Origin of the sequence: Ventosimonas gracilis, from assembly GCF_001580025.1 — a bacterium.
GTDB lineage: Bacteria > Pseudomonadota > Gammaproteobacteria > Pseudomonadales > Pseudomonadaceae > Ventosimonas > Ventosimonas gracilis.
Map to the genome: position 1 here is coordinate 31,184 of NZ_LSZO01000188.1, position 20,094 is coordinate 51,277.

Sequence of the window (20,094 nt, forward strand, 5' to 3'; positions counted from 1 at the left end):
CATCCTTTCCTTGTTATGGCTGTTGTTAAGCGGACTGCTGTTGCAGGTAAATTAGCCCTTTCGTCTGATTTTTTTAAAGGCGCTAACGCTGCCTGCTGACGTTTGGGCTTGTGGCCGGTACGTTGGCGGCGTCAATAGGGTGGCTCAAGGGTAGAGCTTTAACGATCGGGCAATTGCCCGCCAGCGACCTTTTGTATGACGGCTAGCGACATCTGGTCGCATTTTAAACGCAAGCGCAACGGGCTTATTGAAACGCTTGCGGGAGAGGGCAGGCTATTTTCTTGTGCCGTAAAGCAGTATCCAGCCGTCTTGTTCGAGCGGGGCTGCCATCTCAAAGTCTTGAGAGTAAGCATCAAGCACCGCTTCGGCTTGTTCGGCGAGAATGCCGGACAGCGCGATTTTGCCGCTGGAGGGCAAAAATTGGGCAAATTGCCCGGCCAGTTGTTGCAAAGGCGCCGCGAGTATATTGGCAATCAGCACATCCACTTTTTCAGTGGGCAGTTGTTCCGGCAGATAGAGCTTAAGGCGCTCATCGTTCAGGCCATTGCGCTGCGCATTATCCTTGGTGGCTGCAAGCGCTTGCGGGTCAATATCGGTGCCGATCACTTCGCGCGCGCCGAGCAGCAGCGCGGCCAGCGCAAGAATGCCGGAGCCGCAGCCAAAATCCAGTACGCGGCGACCTGCCAAAACAGCTGCTTCCAGATACTGCAAACAGAGCGCGGTAGTCGGATGGCTGCCGGTGCCAAAGGCAAGCCCCGGGTCAAGCAGTAAATTCAGCGCGCCTGGTTCTGGCGGCTGGTGCCAGCTCGGTACAATCCACAGTTTTTTGCCGATTTTGAGCGGCTTAAAGCTATCCATACAGTGGCGCTGCCAGTCTTGGTCGGGCAAATGCTCAAACTGCGGCTTAAGGCTGTTATCCAGTTGCTTTAATTGCTCGCGCAGCGAATGCTGGTCGGCTTCGGCCTCAAACAGCGCGAGCAATTCGCTCTGTTGCCAGAGTGGTGTGGTGCCTAACTCTGGCTCAAAAATCGGCTGGTCAGCGGCATCCATCAGGGTGACGGAAAGTGCGCCAAAACCTTCCAGCGCTTGCTCCAAACGCGCCGCCTGCTGTGGGGTGACGGCGACGCGCAGTTGTAACCAGGGCATTTAAATCTCCAAATAAGTCAAGATGCTCTCAGCGGCTTTGCGCCCTTCAAAGATGGCAGTGACGACGAGGTCTGAGCCGCGCACCATATCACCACCGGCAAAAATCTTTGGATGGCTGGTTTGATGGGCAAAGCGGCCACAGACCGGAGCGAGTACGCGGCCTTCTTTATCGGTGCGAATGCCAGAAGGCTCAAACCAATCCGCCGGGCTTGGGCGAAAGCCAAAGGCAATCACTACCGCATCGGCGGCCAAGGTTTGCTCGCTGCCTTCGATAACCTCGGGATAATGGCGGCCACGGGCATCGGCCTCGCCCAAGCGGGTTTCTACCAATTGCACGTGGCTTACACCGCTTTTATTGCCAATAATGGCGAGCGGCTGGCGGTTAAATAAAAACTGCACGCCTTCTTCTTTGGCGTTTTGCACCTCGCGCTTGGAGCCGGGCATATTGGCTTCATCACGCCGATAAGCGCAGGTGACGCTCTTTGCGCCTTGGCGAATGGCGGTACGCGTGCAGTCCATCGCGGTATCGCCGCCGCCCAGCACAACGACATGCTTACCCGCAAAATCGATACAGCCTTCGGCAAAGCCCAGGTTGCGATTAACGTTGGCGACCAAGTAATCGAGCGCGTCCACCACGCCCGGCAAGGTCTCACCGGGGAAGCCGCCTTTCATATAGCGGTAAGTACCCATGCCCATAAATACGGCGTCGTACTCATTCAGCAGTTGTTCAAGTGCAATATCTTTGCCGACTTCGGTATTGAGGCGAAATTCAATGCCCATCTGCAAGAAAATCTCGCGGCGACGGGTCATCACGCTTTTTTCCAGCTTGAATTCGGGAATGCCAAAGGTGAGTAGCCCGCCGATTTCAGGCTGGCGGTCAAACACCACTGGCGTAACCCCGCTACGCACGAGCACATCGGCGCAGCCCAAACCGGCCGGCCCCGCGCCAATAATGGCCACGCGCTTGCCGCTTGGTACGATGGCGGACATATCCGGCTTCCAGCCCAAGGCAAAAGCAGTTTCGCTGATGTATTTTTCCAGCGCACCGATGGTCACGGCACCAAAACCCTCGCCCAGCGTGCAAGCTCCCTCGCACAGGCGGTCTTGCGGGCAAACGCGCCCGCACACTTCCGGCAGGCTATTGGTTTGGTGGGATAGTTCCGCTGCCGCCAAAATCTTGCCCTCAGCAATTAACTCCAACCAGTTGGGGATGAAGTTATGTACCGGACACTTCCACTCGCAGTAAGGATTACCACAGGAAAGGCAGCGCCCGGCCTGCTCACCGGCCTGGCTCTGGTTAAAGCCTTGGTAGATTTCGACAAAACCCGTTTGCCGCTCGCTTAGGGATTTTTTCTGCGGTTCGTTGCGCCTGACCTCGATAAATTGAAAATCGCTGCTCATTGGGAAACTCTCCAAACTTAAGGCTAATCAACGGGATAGTTGCGAAAAGACACGGCCTTACAAAAGACTGCAACCCTCTTGCCCTCTCCAGCGCCTCCTCTCCCGCAGGCGGGGGAGGGGAGAAAGCGGGTACTGTGCGGTGGGCAGACAAACTCCCCTCTGTTGGGAGAGCGGGAGAGGGCAGGTGAGCGCAATTCTAAAAGACTTTTCATTGACTGCGCGGCTTTCTTTATATATACTCCATGCCCTGCTTTTGACGCGGGGTGGAGCAGTCTGGTAGCTCGTCGGGCTCATAACCCGAAGGTCGTTGGTTCAAATCCAGCCCCCGCAACCATGTAAGTCTCGTAAAAAGCCCCTTTTCAGGGGCTTTTTGCTGGCGGGGCGGTATCTTGGGAAGTACCGTCCGTCCAGAGAAAGCTCCCAAGCGGTGACGGGATGGGCTAAGCGCCCTTTTTTTGTTTTTAAGCACGGCCGATTGAGGACAAGCAATGTCCAGCCGACTGGATAAGTTACACGAATTATTGGCACCTGTAGTTGAGTCGCTGGGTTATCAGTGCTGGGGTATTGAGTTTTTGGCACAAGGTCGCCACTCGCTTTTGCGTGTTTATATCGACCACGAAAATGGCATTGCAGTGGAAGACTGCGAGGCAGTCAGTAGGCAAATCAGCGCCGTTTTGGATGTGGAAGACCCGATTAGCGGCGAGTACAACCTCGAAGTCTCCTCCCCTGGTATGGATCGCCCGCTATTTAACGCGGCGCAGTTTGCCGCCTATGTGGGCAGCGAGGTCAAAATCCGCTTGACCGCCCCTCTCGATGGGCGGCGCAATCTGCAAGGCGTGATTAGGGCGGCCAATGATGAAGCGGTGCAGGTTATTGGGGTAGAGGGGCAAAACTGGTATTTGCCCTTGGTTTCAATCGATAAAGCCAATGTGATCCCCGCTTTTGATTGAATTTTTATTGCATGCGCTGCCAGTGGCAACGGCTGGCGAGAAACGATGAGGCGTAACGATGAGTAAGGAAGTACTGCTGGTAGTGGAGTCCGTCTCCAACGAAAAAGGCGTACCGCCGGAGGCGATTTTTGAGGCGCTGGAGCTGGCGCTCGCCCTGGCGACGAAAAAGCGCTTTGATGAAGAAGTGGATTTGCGCGTTGCCATTAACCGGCAAAACGGCAGCTACAGCACCTTCCGCCGTTTTACCGTGGTCGCCGATGGTGAGCTGGATGACGGCGCACAGGAAATCACCGAAAGCGAGGCAAAAAAACGCAAAGAAGATGCCAAAATCGGCGATGTGCTGGAAGAGCCGATTGAATCCATCGAATTTGGCCGCATCGCCGCGCAGACCGCAAAGCAAGTCATAGTGCAAAAAGTGCGCGAGGCCGAACGCGCCCAGGTGGTCGATGCCTACCGCGACCGGTTGGGCGAGATTATTTCCGGCACGGTAAAAAAGGTCACGCGCGACAACATTATTGTCGATTTGGGCAACAACGCCGAGGCCATCCTGTCGCGTGAAGACATCATTCCGCGCGAGATATTTCGTAGCGGCGCGCGGGTTCGTGCGCTACTGCATGAAATCCGCAGCGAAAACCGCGGCCCGCAGCTTATCCTCTCACGTACCGCGCCGGAGATGCTGATTGAACTGTTTCGCGTCGAAGTGCCGGAAATCGCCGAAGGCATGATTGAAGTGATGGGCGCATCGCGTGATCCGGGCGTGCGCGCCAAGCTCGCCGTGCGCGCCAAAGACAAACGGATTGACCCGCAAGGTGCCTGCATCGGCATGCGCGGCTCACGCGTACAGGCGGTTTCCGGCGAACTGGGCGGCGAGCGTGTGGACATTGTGCTGTGGGACGATAACCCGGCGCAGTTCGTCATCAACGCCATGTCACCGGCGGAAGTCGCGGCGATTATCGTGGACGAAGACAGCCACTGCATGGACATTGCCGTCGCCGAAGGCAATTTGGCACAAGCCATTGGTCGCGGCGGGCAAAACGTGCGTCTCGCCAGCCAACTGACCGGCTGGACGCTCAACGTGATGAGCGAAGCCGACATCAGCGCCAAACAAGAGGCGGAAAGCGGCGACATCAAGCAGCGCTTTATCGATGAACTGGGCGTGGATGAAGAGCTGGCGCAAGTGCTGGTCGAAGAAGGCTTCTCCAGCCTGGAAGAAGTCGCCTACGTGCCGATGGAAGAAATGCTCAGCATCGACGGTTTTGATGAAGAAATCGTCGGCGAGCTGCGCACCCGCGCCAAAGACCGTCTATTGACTCATGCCATTGCCAGCGAAGAAAAACGCAGCGAAGCGCAGCCCGCCGAAGACTTGCTGGCACTTGACGGCATGCAGCAAAGCTTGGCACAGGAACTGGCGCTACGCGGCGTGCAAACGCGCGAAGACCTCGCCGAGCAATCGATTGATGACCTGCTGGATATTGAAGGCGTTGATGCCGAACAAGCAGGCAAACTGATTATGGCCGCCCGGGCACATTGGTTTGAATAAAACAGGCGGGCGAGGAGAGAGTACTGATGTCGCAAGTGACCGTAAGACAACTGGCCGAAGAAGTCGGCGCACCCGTAGAGCGCCTGCTGACGCAAATGAAAGAAGCCGGCCTTTCGCACAGCAAAGCCGAGCAAGCGGTAAGCGATAGCGAAAAAGGCGTGCTGCTCGCTTATCTTAAAGGCAGCCACGGGCAGCAGGTGGAAGAGCCGAAAAAAATCGTGTTAAAGCGCAAAACCACCAGCACCCTGCGCGTGGCGGGCAGCAAAACCATTAGCGTTGAAGTGCGCAAGAAAAAAACCTTTGTCAAACGCGAAGACCCCGCCGCCGCGCAAAAACAAGCCGCGCAGCAAGCCGCTGAAGAAAAAGCCAAACAGTTAGCCGCTGAGCAAGCGGTGCGACAGCAGCAAGAGCAGCAAGCGGCTGCCGTGGCCGCCAGTGCCGCCGTCGTCAAAGCCGCCGAAGCCGAAGCCGAACCCGTTGTGGCGGCCGAGCTGGAAGTAAAAACCGAGACCAAGGAGCAGACCAAAGCCCAGCCAACGGCAAACAAAACCGCGCGCAACGAAGCGCCGCGCATGACGGCTACGGTCGCGCCGCGCAAACCCGCCGAAAGCGCCGCCAAGCCTGCCAAGCCTAAAGAAGCGCCGCGCAAGCCGGAACGCGCCGAACGCGACGGCGGCGGTGAACGCCGTGGCGGCGGCGAGCGGAAAAACGCCACGCAGCGCGGAGCGCTCAAAGACCGCGCCACACCGGCCAAAGTTTCCCCGCGCAGCCTGGATGACGACGGCGATATGCGCAGAGGCGGCCGTGGCGGCGGTAAAGGCCGTGCCAAAAAACGCAATCAACACGGCTTTCAAGCGCCCGCCAATCCAGTGGTGCGCGAGGTCGCTTTGGGTGAAACCATCACCGTTAGCGAACTGGCGCAGCAGATGTCGGTAAAAGCCGCTGAAGTGGTTAAATTTATGTTCAAGATGGGCACACCAGTGACCATCAACCAAGTGCTTGACCAAGAAACCGCGCAACTGGTTGCCGAAGAGTTAGGCCACAAAGTGCGCTTGGTCAGTGACAACCTGTTGGAAGAACAACTGGCTGAATCGCTTAAATTCGAGGGTGAAGCCACGGCGCGTGCACCGGTCGTGACCGTGATGGGTCACGTTGACCATGGCAAAACCTCGCTGCTCGACTACATCCGCCGCGCCAAAGTGGCCGCTGGCGAAGTTGGCGGCATTACCCAGCATATCGGTGCGTACCACGTCGAGACTGAACGCGGCATGGTCACCTTTCTCGACACGCCCGGCCACGCCGCCTTTACCGCCATGCGCGCGCGCGGTGCCAAAGCGACCGACATCGTTATTCTGGTCGTCGCTGCCGATGACGGCGTGATGCCGCAGACCATTGAAGCGGTGCAGCACGCCAAGGCGGCCGGTGTGCCGATTGTGGTCGCGCTGAACAAGATGGATAAGCCGGAAGCGAATCCCGATAACATCAAAAACGCCCTCGCCGCGCTCGATGTCATCCCTGAAGATTGGGGTGGCGATACGCAGTTTGTGCCGGTTTCCGCCAAAGCCGGGACGGGCATTGACGAGCTGCTTGAAGCCGTATTGCTGCAAGCCGAAGTGCTGGAACTCAAAGCCACGGCCGCCGCCCCAGGGCGTGGCGTGGTGGTCGAGGCCAAGCTGGACAAAGGTCGCGGCGCGGTGGCCACCATTCTTGTGCAGGACGGTACGCTGCGCCAAGGCGATATGATTTTGGCCGGTTCCAACTTTGGCCGCGTGCGGGCGCTGCTCGATGAAAACGGCAAGCCGGTCAAAGAAGCAGGACCCTCCATTCCGGTGCAGGTGTTAGGTCTGGACGGCGTACCGGATAGCGGTGATGACATGAGCGTTGTCACCGACGAGCGCAAAGCACGGGAAGTGGCGCTGTTCCGCCAAGGCAAATTCCGCGAGGTCAAGCTCGCCAAACAGGCTTCACACAAGCTGGAAAACCTGTTTGAGAATATGGGGCAAGACGAGAAAAAGACCCTCAACGTCATCCTCAAGGCGGACGTGCGCGGTTCTCTGGAAGCGCTACAAGGCTCGCTCGCCTCGCTTGGCAACGACGAAGTGCAGGTACGCATCCTGGGCGCGGGCGTAGGCGGCATTACCGAAAGCGATGCCAATCTTGCGCTTGCAGTCGGCGGTGTACTGTTTGGCTTTAACGTGCGTGCCGATGCGGGCGCACGGCGCATCGTCGAGCAAGAAGGCCTGGATTTACGCTACTACAACGTGATCTACGAATTGATTGACGACGTGAAAAAAGCGCTCTCCGGCATGCTGGGCAGCGATTTGCGCGAAAACATCCTGGGCGTTGCCGAAGTGCGCGACGTATTCCGCTCGCCAAAATTCGGCGCAATCGCGGGCTGCATGGTGATCGAAGGCACCGTCCACCGTAACCGCCCGATTCGCGTACTGCGCGAAGACGTGGTGATCTTTGAAGGCGAACTGGAATCCCTGCGCCGCTTTAAAGACGATGCCGCCGAAGTGCGCGCCGGCATGGAATGCGGCATCGGCGTTAAAAGCTACAACGACGTCAAAATTGGCGACAAAATCGAAGTGTTCGAGAAAGTCGAAGTGGCGCGTTCGCTGTAACCCTCCGCAGCCCCTCCCCGCAAGCGGGCGAGGGAGGATGTCAAAGCCTTACACTGGCAAAAGTAGGCTCATCTTTGGCGATGGAGAGGGCGGCCAGCGCTGAGGAGGCGGGTTGCTCGCTAACGGCCTGTTCGTCGGTTTCCAGCGCCTTTAGCACTTTTTCCAGCCGGTGGCCTGCGCGTTCGTCGCGCGGCGGCAGGCCGAAATACTCGCGGTAGCACTTGGAAAAATGCGGTGTGGAGATAAAACCGCAGACCGCAGCGACTTCGATAATCGACATCGGCGTTTGTTTAAGCAGTTGCCGTGCACGAATCAGCCGCAGTTTCAGGTAATAGCGTGATGGCGAGCAGTGCAGGTATTTCTGGAATAATCGCTCAAGCTGGCGGCGCGAGACTTTGACGTACCGCGCGAGTTCATCAAGGTCAATCGGCTCTTCCAGATTGGCTTCCATCAGCGCGACGATGTCCTGTAATTTCGGCTGATTGCTGCCCAGCATGTGTTTGAGCGGCACGCGCTGATGGTCCTGTGCGTTGCGCATGCGCTCGTAGATAAACATCTCGGAAATACCGGCGGCCAGCTCGCGCCCATGCTCGTTTGCAATCAGATAGAGCATCATGTCGAGCGGCGAAGTGCCGCCGGAGGCCGTGCAGCGCTCGTGGTCGATGGAAAACAGCGCCGTGGTCACCTGTGCATGCGGAAAAGCCTCTTGCATGGAAGCCAGCATTTCCCAATGCACGCTGCATTCATGGCCGTCCAAAAGGCCTGCTTTGGCGAGCGCCCAACTGCCGGTACAGACTGCACCAATGCGCAAGCCACGCCGCGCCTGTTGTTGCAGCCAGAGCAGTTGTTCACGGCGTACGCTTCGCTGAATATCAATGCCGCCGCAGAGAATCACCGTGTGCAGCTCGGGTGCGTCTGCGAGCGCGGCATCCGGCGTGATTTGCAGCCCGTCACTGGCGCGTACCGGCGCACCGTCCGTGCTCAGACTGTGCCAGCGGTACAGTTCGCGGCCGGAAAGCTGGTTGGCCATGCGCAGCGGTTCAACCGCCGAGGCGAGCGAAATCAGCGTGAAGTTATCCACCAACAAAAAGCCGATGGACTGCACCTTGTCGGCCTCGTCAGCGGCGGGATGGGACGGGTTGCTGGGGTTGTTGGGATTGTTCATGGCACGCACTCATTCACGGTCAGCGGCTTTTGTTGTTTTAAAGCCGCAGACATTGTGCCGCTTTGCGCCGCCTGCCTTCAATACAGCTTGCGCCCTTAATTAAGCCGATGACGACTAAAAATCCCCGAAGCACTGCTGCGCGACCGCAAGCGCGGCTATGGCTGCGGTTTCTGTGCGCAAAATACGTGGGCCAAGTCGCAGCGCCAAAAAGCCCGCCAACTGGGCTTTTTTGACTTCATCCTCAGTCAAGCCGCCTTCTGCGCCAATCAATAACGCAAGGCTTGCCGGCTGGGTGCAAGGCAAAGCACTGGAGGATTGCGGCGAAAGTACCAGCTTTAAATCCGCGCCCGTTTCGGCAAGCCAGGATTTGAGTGGCTGCGGCGGGTTGATCTGCGGCAAATATGAGCGCCCGCACTGTTCGCAGGCGCTGATGGCGATTTGCCGCCAGTGACCTAAGCGTTTTTCACTACGCTCGCCTTTAAGCTGCACTTCGCAGCGCTCGCTAATAATCGGTGTGATGCTGCTTGCGCCGAGTTCGGTGGCTTTTTGTATCACCCAGTCCATCCGCTCGCCGCGCGACAAACCTTGCCCCAGATGAATGGCGAGCTTTTCACGGGCAAGTCCAGGCAGGCATTGCTTAAGCGCCACCTGCAAGCTTTTGCTAGATGGCGTCAGTTCACCCAAATACTCAAAGCCGCTGCCGTCAAACAACTGCACCGCATCGAAAGCGCGGCGGCGCAGCACGCGACTTAAGTAATGGGCGCGGTCTGCGGGCAATGTATGCACGCCCAGCGACAGTGGCTTATCGATAAACAAACGGGGCAGGCGCATCAAAGCTCTCCTTAAAAGTGCCTTATTGGCGCAAAACATAAAGTCTTGTGCAAGGCTATAATCGGCGCTCTTTTTCCAGGTTGGTGCTTTGCATGCTGGCTGTTCCCGATGACCTACCGCTGGTGGTTGAGCCCTTGCAGATATTGCCTTATCTCCAAGCGCCCAATCTGATTGTGGTCGATTTATGCAGTGCGCTGCGTTACCAGCAAGGCCACTTGCCGGGCGCACGTTGGCTTGATCCCAAGCGTACCCAGCGCGGTACGCCGCCTGCGCCGGGGCTTGCACCAGAGCTTTTGCAACTTTCGCAACTGTTTGGCGAATTGGGGCATCACCAGGATGCGGTGTATCTGGTCTATGACGATGAAGGCGGTGGCTGGGCTGGGCGTTTTATCTGGCTTTTGGATCTGATCGGTCATAAACGTATGCACTATTTAAACGGCGGCTTACCAGCTTGGCTGGATGAAGGCTTGCCGCTGTCACAAGAGCTTCCCGCGGCGCATGTAAGGCGCGCCGCTTTAACCTTGTGTGATGCGCCAAGCGCCGATTGCAACTACATCAAAAGCCGCCTGCATGCAGAAGATTTAGTGATTTGGGATGCCCGCTCGGCAGCGGAATACCACAGTGGGCATATCCCCACTGCTGTGCATTTTGAATGGACGGCGGGTATGGACAGGGAGCGCTCGTTACGTATCCGCGTCGACATCAGCGAGCGGCTTGGTGCGCTTGGCATCACCGAAGACAAGCAAGTCATCACCCACTGCCAAACCCACCACCGCTCCGGTTTTACCTATCTACTCGCCCGTTCGCTTAACTTTCCACGGATTAAAGCCTACCCCGGCTCTTGGGCCGAGTGGGGCAGCCGTGCCGACACACCGATTGAGAGCTAGCCTGCCATGAACGAAATGCCGCTAAAAGACCGGCTGTTTATCCTTGTCCAATATGTAATGCCGCAGCATTTATTGTCGAGGCTGGTCGGCTTGCTCGCCGAAGCCCGCGCACCTTGGCTAAAAAACCGCCTGATTGGCTGGTTTGTCCGCCGTTATCAGGTCGATATGCGCGAGGCGCAGATTGAAGACCCGCTCGCCTTTGATAGCTTCAACGCCTTCTTTACCCGCGCCTTAAAGCCTGATGCAAGGCCGCTTGATGAAACGCCCGGGGCGATACTCTGTCCGGCCGATGGCGCGGTTAGCCAGATGGGCGAGATCGGGCATGGGCGGGTGTTTCAGGCTAAAGGCCACAGTTTTAGCACCCTTGCCTTGCTGGGCGGCGATAGCGCGCGCGCGGCGCCTTTCTTAAATGGTCGCTTTGCCACGGTTTATCTGTCGCCGCGCGACTATCACCGCGTGCACATGCCGATAGACGGCACCTTGCGCGAGATGATTTATGTGCCGGGCAAGCTGTTTTCCGTGAATCCCTTAACCGCCAGCGCCGTACCGGATTTATTCGCGCGTAACGAACGGCTGGTGTGTATTTTTGATACAGCCTGCGGAAAAATGGCGCTGGTTTTGGTCGGCGCAATGATTGTCGCGTCGATGGAAACCGTCTGGGCAGGGCTTGTCGCCCCAGTTAAGCGGCAGGTCAAACGCTTTAGCTACGATGGCCCGATTCATCTGCAAGCGGGCACGGAACTTGGTAGATTTCGCTTAGGTTCAACCGTCATCTTGCTGTTTGGCGAGCAGCAGCAGGTGGATTGGAGCGGCGAACTTGGCGCCGGCAGTAAGGTGCGCATGGGACAGCGGCTGGGCAGTTGCCGCTAAGCGTTGATATACCCCAAGCGGGCATAAGTCTTGCGCGCAATACTCGCTTGAAGGCAGGATGCCTTGCAAAAGCACTACCTCAATCACTTAGAATTTTGGAGCGTTTATGGAAGGCCAAACCACGCGATCATTTCTGCCTGCCGCGAACCCCAGCCAGCCACGACTGTCTTTTTGCGACTCCACGCCAAAGGGTTTAGCTCGCTGGCTGAAAACCCTGCCCAAAGCCAATTTGGGCGAAATGGCCAAGCAAGTCTATAAAGCCTTGCTAGAACTGAATCAACTGGCAACACCCTTTGAGAACCGTTTGGAGCTGCTTGAACTGCTGCGCGGCGAAGTGTTTTATCTATGCCAGCAACTAGAACCTACTCTGCTTAACCAACCGCTGGTGCTGGATAAACGCGCCCAGCAAATCGCCAAGCTGTGCCAGTCCCTGCAAGAACGTCTCGCCGTGGGTTACAAGCTGATTATTGTCTCGCAAGCACAAGCGGGCAATATAAAGCGCAATCTCAAAGTACTCAGCCTCGCCTTGCAACGGACTTGCCATACGCTGCGTGCATTGCTCTTGCGCAGTTGCCAATTGCACCAAGCGCCAGCCGATGGCCTGTGGTTGGAGCTACATGGCCTGTATCAAACGGCCTGCAAATTTGGCCTGCAACAAGCACCGCAGAGCGACCCGCAAAGCCAGTTGGAGGAAATTTCCATTGAGCAGACCTGGCTAACGGCCGTGCTGCTGGGCGGCGCACGTACCAACCAACTGCATCAGGCGAGCATCGCGCCGTTGTTGGGAGCGCTGGAAACTTGGGTTTCGCGCGTCAAACCGCAAGCGGCGCACGCGCAAAGCAGCCTGTTTGTGGTATCGCTCAAACGTGACCAACCGCCCTGCTACCGCTCCTTGTTGGCAGAAGGTGAAACAGATGGCCTGCTGGGCATTAACTTAAGCGCGCTGCTTTCGACTATCAAACAGCAGCAAGCGGCGACTGAGCCGTCGATGCTTCGCCCGGCATTGTTACAACATCTGCTGAACGCCTTTAGCGACCCGGCGCCACGCCGCTGGGAGCGTCGTCCAGCGCAAGGCGAGCTGACCTTGTGCGTGGGATTGCGCGCGCTGCACTATTTTCTGGCGGGCGAGCGTTCGTTTGAATCGCTGCTGGGACAACGCGCGAGCAAACCGGTCTTGTTTTCGCAAGATACCGCCGCGCAAGTGGACGCTTGGGGCGGCGTGGTAAGAGGCGGTGAAGAGTTAACCGATGGCTACGGTAACTTTGCCTTTGCCCCAAAGGGAGCGGATGAGGAAACGGAGCAGTACCCGCTGTATCAAGAACAACTGCTTAACCGCAGCAGCGGCGGCTACTGCTTGACTTGGCAGGGGCAAGGCGAAACGCAGTTGCCGATTGGCGAACTGGTCGGCATTCGAGAGGCCGGTGAGCAGGGCTTTACCATTGCCCGCGTCAGTTGGATTATGCAAGAGGGTTCTGCTATTCAAGTCGGCGTCGAACGCATAGCAGGCAGCGCCTTGCCATGCGCCTTGCAACGGGTACGCAGTGGCCAGTTCGAGCAGCCTTTTTTGCGTGCACTACTGCTGCCTTCCGGTAATGGCATCGTGTCGCCCAGGCTAATTACACCCAGTCTGCCGTTTAAGCAGGGTGACCAAGTGCGCATCAACGCCGAGGGCGAAGAGAGCCTGGCGCTGCTGGAACATTGGCAAGCGGGCAGCATTAACTTCAACCAATTTTCCTACCGCTTGCTGGGGGCGGATGGTGCAAAACCTGCGCTTGCGACGGGCAAAATGCCCGCAGCGGATAGCGCCTCCATCGAAGAGGGCAGTTTTGACAACTTATGGGATAGCCTATAAAATTCAAAGTTTTGCGAGGTTTCTTGCAGTAAGCGAGCAACCATTTATCCCGCTTGTTCATTGAAGTCGCTATATGAACCACGCAAAACGAGCCACTTCGCTGTTACTGGTCGAAGACTCACAAAACGAAGCCGAACGCATTGCCAACCTGTTTCGCGCGGGCGGACGTTCGGTGCGCGTGCAGCGCGTGGATTGCCCTGAGCAATTGCAGCAGTCGCTGATGCAAAGCTGGGATTTGCTGATTTGCGCCCCTGCCTGCGAGCAGATCAGTGCAGAGCAAGTGGCCGCGCTACTGAGCAAACGCTCGCGCGACATTCCGCTGATTCAATTGGTTGAACAAGACAGCGGCTCTGCGGTCATTGTTGAGGCCTTGGAGCGCGGCGCGCGCGGCGTGGTGGCGCAAGGCGAAGACCGCATGCTGTTGCTGATAGCCAGTCGCGAACTCGCCAATCTGCGAGACCGCCGCGCCCTGCACGCGGCTCTGGAGGCGCACCGCGAAGCGGAAAAACGCTGTCAGTTGCTGCTGGAAAGTTCGCAGGATGCCATTGCCTACATTCACGACGGCATGCACATCTACGGCAACCAGAGCTGGCGGCAGCGTTTTGCCTATGAAAGCGCCGAAGAACTCGAAGGCATGCCCATCATCGACCTGATAGCGCAGGCCGACCAAGCCAAGTTCAAGGCCTTTTTCAAGGAGGCTTCAAGCGAACAAGAAGCGGAGCTGCAACTGACCGCCGTGACCAGCAGCGGCAAACCCTTTGCCGCAAAAATGGTGTTTTCCCCAGCCCGTTGGCAGGGCGAAGCCTGCACCCAAGTGATTATCAGAAGCGAGCACGGCGATGCTGAACTTGAAGCAAAACTCAAGAAAATCAGCAGTCAGGATCTCACCACCGGGCTTTTCAACCATAACCACTTCTTAAAATTGCTGGAAAAAACCGCCTCCAGCAGCACGCCCGCCGCAGTAGCCTATCTGCGCATTGACCATTATTCGGATTTGCTCACCAGCATAGGCCTGTCCGGTGTCGAACAACTGGTGATTAGCCTAGCCGAATTGCTGCGTGGGCATTTTGACGAGAACGTGTCGCTCGCGCGTTTTGCCGACAACGCCTTTAGTCTGCTGCAAACCGGGATAACCGCGCCGCAGATGGGAAAAAGTCTGAACCTGCTGCTCAAAGAGGTATCCAGCCGTCTGTTTGATGTGGGCGGGCGCACCGTGCAGACCAGTTTTTCAATTGGCTTGGTCGGCCTTGCACAAGACAGCGCTGAAGCCGTGCAAGTCATGGAACGGGCGCGGCAATGCGCGAGTGCCGTCGCTCAAGGCAATGGCTTAAAATGCTTTGACCCGTCCGAAGAACTTGCCGCCAGAGCCGGTAGCGGCGACATCGTTGCCCTGCTTCAACAAGCGTTTACCAGCGACGGCTTTCGCCTGTTGTTCCAGCCGCTGGTCAGCCTGCGCGGTGCGTCGGATAAGCACTATGAGGTGTTGCTGCGCCTTAAAACCGCGCAGGGCGAAGAGATTTCGCCACTCGATTTTTTGCCCGTTGCCGAGCAGGCCGGGCTGCTCGGCAAAATCGACCGCTGGGTCATCTTAAATGCCATCAAGCGCCAGCGCAGCGCCAAGGATTCGCCCTGCCTGTTTATCCATCTGTCGCCCATCAACCTGCAAGACCAAAGCCTGCTGCCTTGGCTCGCCAGCGTGATCAATGCCGCCAAACTGCCCAAAGGGCGGTTGATTTTCCAGTTAAACACTGCCGATACCGAACAATGGATTAAGCAAACACAAACCCTTATCGGTGGTTTGCACGCACTGCATTGCAAAGTCGCCCTGGCAAATTTCGACGGCAGCGCCCGCCAGTTCGCCCTGTTTAAGCATCTTGATGCCGACTTTATCAAGCTCGGCAGCAGCCTTTCGCAAGACTTGGATGAAGCCGAAAATCAACAGCGTTTAAAAGCGTTGCTGGATAAGCTCGCCGAACAGAACAAGCAAAGCATCGTGCCCTTTGTAGAAACCGTTGGCGTACTCTCGCTGCTCTGGCAAGCCGGTGCCCACTATATTCAGGGCTACTACCTGCAAGCACCGAACGACGATATGAACTACGACTTCACCGCGAGCTGATGACCCTCTCCCTTTTCCCGTAAGCGGGCGAGGGAAAGGCTCGATTAGCCATCCACCTCAACCTGTCCTCGTGCAATCACCCGCGCACGCAGCGTGCGCCCCGAGGTTAAATTGCGCACGCGGATTTGCTGTCCCAGGCTGCCGCCGGAAAGCGCCTCGCCAGCCATTTGTACACGAATACCGCCGCTGCCCGAAAGGATTTGCACCTGCTCGCCCGCTGCAATCAACAGCGCCGCTTTTAACTGCGTATGCATCAGCAATTGCCCGGCGCTGACCGAACGGGTTAATTGCTGGCCTTGCAGTGCGTCAAACTCAGTCAGCCAGCCCGGCGGCAAGCTGCCAATATCGCGCAAAACCCAAGTGACATCCTCAGCGCTCAGCCAATGCCCGCGTTTTAACGGATGACGCGCGACGAGCACGCGCTGCCAGAGCTGCACCCGCGCGGGCAGCAGCAGCGTCCAGGCAGGTTCTGTGCAGCGCACGCGCACGCTTAAGCGGCCAAGCGGCACGCGGCCTTCAAGCGAGCTCATCAGTGGCTTTTTGCACGATTTGGCGGAAAGACGCGCATCTATCGGCGCAAATTCAATCTGCCAGCGACCGCTCAGCGACATTTGCTGCAAATAATCCTTCACTTGCTGCTCAAGAAAAACACGGGCGTTGCCGATAACCGCTTCATTCGCCGCAAAGCACGAAAAAGGCAGTGTAAGCCAGAGTCCGATAAGGGGTGAGATCAGTTTCATGGCGGCAGTGCATGCAAAATACGTGCGCGATTGCTGCCCTCGCCCATTGATGGGAGAAAGGCGGGGAGAGGGTAGATATTTAACAGAGAGTGATATGAGCACTTTGATGGATTCGGTCGACCAGCGTAGCCAACTGGCGGGGCAAAGCGCTCTGGAGTTATTGCTGTTTCGACTCGGTAGTGCGCAGCTTTACGGCATTAACGTATTTAAGGTGCGTGAGGTGCTGCAATGCCCAATGCTTAATCAAATTCCCGGCAGCCATATGCTGGTTTGCGGCCTGGCGACTATTCGCGGCAACACCATGCAAGTGGTGGACTTGGCGCGCGCCATCGGTCAGGCGGGGCTTTATGGTGCGGGCGGCGATTTTGTCATCATCACCGAGTACGGCAAGCGCCTGCAGGGTTTTTTGGTGCGTGCGCTGGAGCGCACGGTAACGCAACACTGGCAGCACATCTTGCCGCCGCCGACCGGTAGCGGCGAAGACCACTATTTAACCGCCGTTACCCATATCGACGGCCAGTTGGTAGAAATTATCGATGTCGAGAAAATCGTTAAAGTCGTCGTGGATGAATTCAGCAAAAGATTTGAGCAGCCATTTAATGAATGATGGCTTTGAGCGTTTCTGCCAGTTTTTGCAAAATCAAAGCGGCATTGTGCTGGGCGCGGAGCAGCGCTATTTGGTTAGTGCCAAACTCGGCACGTTGCTGCGCGAGCACGGCATAGACAATCTGCACGATCTGCTCGAACAACTGGAAAAACACCCGTTTGGCCGCTTGCGCGAGCAGGTCATCGATGCCATGTGCATTCATGAAACGCTGTGGTTTCGTGATGGACACCCGTTTGAGGCGCTCAAAGAGCATCTGCTGCCCGCGCGGCTGGCCGAAGCGCGCCATGCGCCGCTGCGGATCTGGTCGGCTGCCGCCGCGTCCGGCCAAGAGCCTTATTCGATAGCCATGTCGATCGATGAATTTGAACGGAGCCAGTCGGGGCTTTTTCGTAGCGGCACAGAAATTATTGCCAGCGAACTGTCAACGCGCATGCTGGCCGTTTGCCAGCGTGGCGAATACGATGCGCTCGCCATCCGCCGCGGACTGTCCGCTGAGCGGCTGGCGCGCTACTTTAAGCCCATCGATGAAAGCCATTGGCGCGTGTTACCCGCCATCCGCCAGCGGGTGACTTTTCGTCTGCAAAACCTGCTGGACAGCTACGCCATGCTGGGTCAGTTCGACATTATCTTTTGCCGCAACGTATTGATTTATTTTTCGCAAGCCATACGCGAAAGCATTATCAAGCGCCTGCACGAGCGCCTAAAACCAAGCGGCTACCTGCTGCTTGGCGCAACCGAAAGTCTGGGCGGGTTGGGGGATTACTTTCAAACCGTTCGTTGCAAGCAAAGCATTGTTTATCAAGCCAAATAATCCAGTGGAAGAGGGGCGCTGCGGCACAAAAGATTGCAGCAGAGCCGGTCAGTGGGCGACAATTAACCGCATTATTTCTTTGTGCGCGACCTCTGCGCACTACTTTGCACGATTGCACGAGGCATACACACATGGGCAGGCTGTTGGCTTGGCTGCTGACCCCGCTGGGGTTTCTTTTTGCGCTGCTGGGATTGGCTCTGGCAGGCGGCGGGCTGTACCTGCTGATGCTGGGCGGTAGCTGGTTTTATCTGGCAAGCGGCATAGTCGCTACCGTGATCGGCTGGGGATTGTTGCGCGGCTGGGGCATTGCCTTTTGGCTAAGCTGGCTGCTGCTGTTTGCGGCAGGCTATTGGAGCTTCCGGGAAGTGGCCTTCGATTTTTGGCAGTGGGTGCCGCGCATCACGGCCTTTGCCGTGTTGACGCTGGTAGTAACCTTGGCCGCACCTGCATTGTCGGGGCCAGTACCGAGGGGCAAGGCGGTGCTGGTACTGGCTCTGTTGCTGATGGCAGGTCTTGGCGGTATGGGTGCGGGGATGTTTTTACCGCACGAGGAAGTGGCCGCCAGCGCCGAACCCTTGCGCGTGCTTAATATCAATGCCGGACAAGACAGCGCGGGTGACTGGCCGGCCTATGGCCGCAATCTGCGCGGCGAGCGCTTTGCGCAGTTTGAGCAAATCAACAAGGGCAATGTTAAAGATTTAAAAATCGCTTGGCAGTACCGTACCGGCGAGCTGGCGGTTGATGGCGGCGAATATCAGGTCACGCCGATTAAAGTGAACGACCGCCTGTATCTGTGCACCCCGCGTAATCAGGTTATTGCCCTTGATGCCGTCAGCGGCAGTGAAATCTGGCGCTTTGACCCGAAAGTCAAAGAAGCTGAGATTAACAAAGGCTGGAAGCGCTGCCGTGGCGTAGCTTATGCCGAAATACCGGCAACAAGCATCAGTCGCGAAATCAGTGAAGAGGCGGGCGAAGAGGCGGGCGAAGTCGGCGGGGCCCTGCAAGAAACCATTGCCGAACCTGCAAGCTGTGCGCAGCGCATTATCAGCACTACGGGCGATGCGCGTTTATTCGCACTGGATGCACAAAGCGGAAAACCCTGTAAAAACTTTGCCGAGCAAGGCTTTGTCGATTTGCTTAAAGGTTTAGGACCTAACGGGCCGACGTCCTACAACCTGACCTCCGCGCCCTTGGTAGCGGGCGGCGTAATACTGGTGGGTGGACGCATTCAGGACAATCTGCGCGTGGGCGAAGTCTCCGGTGTGGTGCGCGGCTTTGATGTGCAAAGCGGTGAACTGCTCTGGGCATGGGATGCCTCGCGTGGCGCAAAAGACAGTCAGCCATTGCCCGAAGGCGAGGTTTATCCTATCGAAAGCCCGAACTTTTGGGGCACTGCCGCTTATGACGAGCAATTAGGGTTGGCCTATTTCCCCACCGGCAACCAAACGCCGGATTTCTGGACGGGTAATCGCCATCCCTATTCCGATGAATACAACGACGCCATCGTTGCCGTGGAGATTAAAACCGGCCGCGAGCGCTGGCATTTCCGTACCGTCAATATTGACCAGTTCGATTACGACGTCGCCGCGCAGCCGATTTTGTACGACCTGCCGAGACCTGATGGCAGCACCGTTCCGGCGCTTATCCAACTGACCAAGCGCGGGCAAATTTTTGTGCTCGACCGGCGCAACGGCAAACCGGTTATCCCAGTCGAGCAACGCAAGGTCGCAACCGATGCCATGCCCGGCATGAAAGTTGCCGAAACTCAGCCTTATTCGGTGCTTTCCATCGGCGCTGAACCGCTAACGGAAACCGATATGTGGGGCATGTCGATATTCGACCAGCTTTATTGCCGCATCCAATTTAAAAAAATGCGCTGGGAGGGCGAATTTACCCCGCTATCGGACAAACAACGCACGCTGATTTACCCCGGCTACTACGGCGGCATGAACTGGGGCGGCGGCGCACTGGATGCACGCAGCGGCACACTGATTGTCAATGACATCCGCATGGCGCAGTGGGGGCAATTTATCTCACGCGAAGAGGCCAAACGCATCAATCTCAAACCCTCGTCGGAAGGCGAGTATTCCGAACAACTGGGCACGCCTTGGGGCGTGGAGCGCTCGATGTTTGTTTCGCCGCTCGGCATTCCCTGCTTTAAACCGCCGTTTGGCAGCATGACCGCGATTGACTTGGTCAGCGGGCAAACGCGCTGGCAGGTGCCGCTCGGCAGTATCGAAGACAGCCCCATTCTGGGCTACAAAGCCCAGCTGCATATCCCGCTTGGCATGCCAACGATGGGCGGCCCCTTGGTGACACAAGGGGGACTGACCTTCTTCCACGGCAGCATGGACTTTTACGTGCGTGCACTCGATAGCGACAGCGGCAAGGAACTCTGGCGCTCGCGCCTGCCGGTCGGCGGCCAAGGTGCACCGATGACCTATATGGGCGCGGACGGCAAGCAATACATCGTGGTCGTTGCTGGCGGCGCGACTCGTACCGGCAGCAACGAGGATCGCGGCGATTACGTGATTGCCTACAGTCTGTAACTTTA

Annotated in this window: 14 protein-coding genes, 1 tRNA gene and 1 pseudogene; 11 read left to right on the plus strand and 5 right to left on the minus strand. The window is 57.3% G+C overall.

Going from position 1 to position 20,094, the window contains the following annotated elements; all coding sequences use genetic code 11:
* Positions 1 to 273: 273 nt before the first annotated feature.
* Both prmA and AXE65_RS10685 read right to left on the minus strand, forming a co-directional pair.
* Positions 274 to 1,146: a 50S ribosomal protein L11 methyltransferase gene (prmA, locus tag AXE65_RS10680; RefSeq protein WP_068392042.1), complete on the minus strand. Its 873-nt coding sequence runs from the start codon at positions 1,144 to 1,146 to the stop codon at positions 274 to 276.
* A complete protein-coding gene (locus tag AXE65_RS10685) occupies positions 1,147 to 2,547 on the minus strand; it encodes an FAD-dependent oxidoreductase (RefSeq protein ID WP_068392045.1) in 1,401 nt (466 codons plus the stop codon).
* 257 nt (positions 2,548 to 2,804) lie between these two features.
* Here AXE65_RS10685 and AXE65_RS10690 point away from each other — a divergent pair.
* The 4 genes from AXE65_RS10690 (at position 2,805) to infB (ending at position 7,661) form a co-directional block, all read left to right on the plus strand.
* Positions 2,805 to 2,881, plus strand: a tRNA-Met gene (locus AXE65_RS10690).
* A 154-nt stretch (positions 2,882 to 3,035) separates the two neighbouring features.
* Positions 3,036 to 3,497: a ribosome maturation factor RimP gene (gene rimP, locus AXE65_RS10695; RefSeq protein ID WP_068392048.1), complete on the plus strand. Its 462-nt coding sequence runs from the start codon at positions 3,036 to 3,038 to the stop codon at positions 3,495 to 3,497.
* A gap of 58 nt (positions 3,498 to 3,555) precedes the next feature.
* Entirely contained in the window at positions 3,556 to 5,037 is a 1,482-nt protein-coding gene (nusA, locus tag AXE65_RS10700) for a transcription termination factor NusA (protein WP_068392051.1), read from the plus strand.
* 26 nt (positions 5,038 to 5,063) lie between these two features.
* Positions 5,064 to 7,661 (plus strand): translation initiation factor IF-2, encoded by a 2,598-nt coding sequence (infB, locus tag AXE65_RS10705; protein WP_068392054.1) that lies wholly within the window; start codon positions 5,064 to 5,066, stop codon positions 7,659 to 7,661.
* 40 nt (positions 7,662 to 7,701) lie between these two features.
* On the opposite strand, the gene gbdR is transcribed toward infB, so the two are convergent.
* On the minus strand, positions 7,702 to 8,826 hold the full coding sequence (gene gbdR, locus AXE65_RS10710; protein WP_079214141.1) for a choline metabolism transcriptional regulator GbdR: 1,125 nt from the start codon (positions 8,824 to 8,826) through the stop codon (positions 7,702 to 7,704).
* A gap of 114 nt (positions 8,827 to 8,940) precedes the next feature.
* Positions 8,941 to 9,657 (minus strand): 16S rRNA (uracil(1498)-N(3))-methyltransferase, encoded by a 717-nt coding sequence (locus AXE65_RS10715; RefSeq protein ID WP_068392056.1) that lies wholly within the window; start codon positions 9,655 to 9,657, stop codon positions 8,941 to 8,943.
* A gap of 92 nt (positions 9,658 to 9,749) precedes the next feature.
* Here AXE65_RS10715 and AXE65_RS10720 point away from each other — a divergent pair, with 92 nt between their 5' ends.
* From AXE65_RS10720 to AXE65_RS10735, 4 genes are all read left to right on the plus strand, one after another.
* Complete coding sequence (locus AXE65_RS10720) at positions 9,750 to 10,544, plus strand: rhodanese-like domain-containing protein (RefSeq protein ID WP_068392118.1); 795 nt, start codon at positions 9,750 to 9,752, stop codon at positions 10,542 to 10,544.
* Positions 10,545 to 10,559: 15 nt separating this feature from the next.
* A complete protein-coding gene (gene asd / locus AXE65_RS10725; protein WP_068392120.1) occupies positions 10,560 to 11,414 on the plus strand; it encodes an archaetidylserine decarboxylase in 855 nt (284 codons plus the stop codon).
* Between the two features lie 106 nt (positions 11,415 to 11,520).
* A complete protein-coding gene (locus AXE65_RS10730) occupies positions 11,521 to 13,266 on the plus strand; it encodes a cyclic-di-GMP receptor FimW-related protein (RefSeq protein ID WP_068392059.1) in 1,746 nt (581 codons plus the stop codon).
* A gap of 73 nt (positions 13,267 to 13,339) precedes the next feature.
* The gene (locus AXE65_RS10735; RefSeq protein ID WP_068392062.1) at positions 13,340 to 15,382 is read left to right on the plus strand and encodes an EAL domain-containing response regulator; all 2,043 of its coding nucleotides are present in this window, start codon (positions 13,340 to 13,342) and stop codon (positions 15,380 to 15,382) included.
* A gap of 44 nt (positions 15,383 to 15,426) precedes the next feature.
* Here the strand turns inward: AXE65_RS10735 and flgA are convergent, their stop codons facing one another.
* Complete coding sequence (gene flgA / locus AXE65_RS10740) at positions 15,427 to 16,122, minus strand: flagellar basal body P-ring formation chaperone FlgA (protein WP_068392065.1); 696 nt, start codon at positions 16,120 to 16,122, stop codon at positions 15,427 to 15,429.
* A gap of 94 nt (positions 16,123 to 16,216) precedes the next feature.
* Here flgA and AXE65_RS10745 point away from each other — a divergent pair.
* From AXE65_RS10745 to AXE65_RS10755, 3 genes and pseudogenes are all read left to right on the plus strand, one after another.
* Positions 16,217 to 16,684 (plus strand): annotated as a pseudogene (locus AXE65_RS10745) (chemotaxis protein CheW); the annotation flags it as partial.
* Between the two features lie 37 nt (positions 16,685 to 16,721).
* On the plus strand, positions 16,722 to 17,540 hold the full coding sequence (locus AXE65_RS10750) for a CheR family methyltransferase (RefSeq protein WP_068392070.1): 819 nt from the start codon (positions 16,722 to 16,724) through the stop codon (positions 17,538 to 17,540).
* A 131-nt stretch (positions 17,541 to 17,671) separates the two neighbouring features.
* Positions 17,672 to 20,089: a membrane-bound PQQ-dependent dehydrogenase, glucose/quinate/shikimate family gene (locus AXE65_RS10755; protein ID WP_068392073.1), complete on the plus strand. Its 2,418-nt coding sequence runs from the start codon at positions 17,672 to 17,674 to the stop codon at positions 20,087 to 20,089.
* The last annotated feature ends 5 nt before the right edge of the window (positions 20,090 to 20,094 follow it).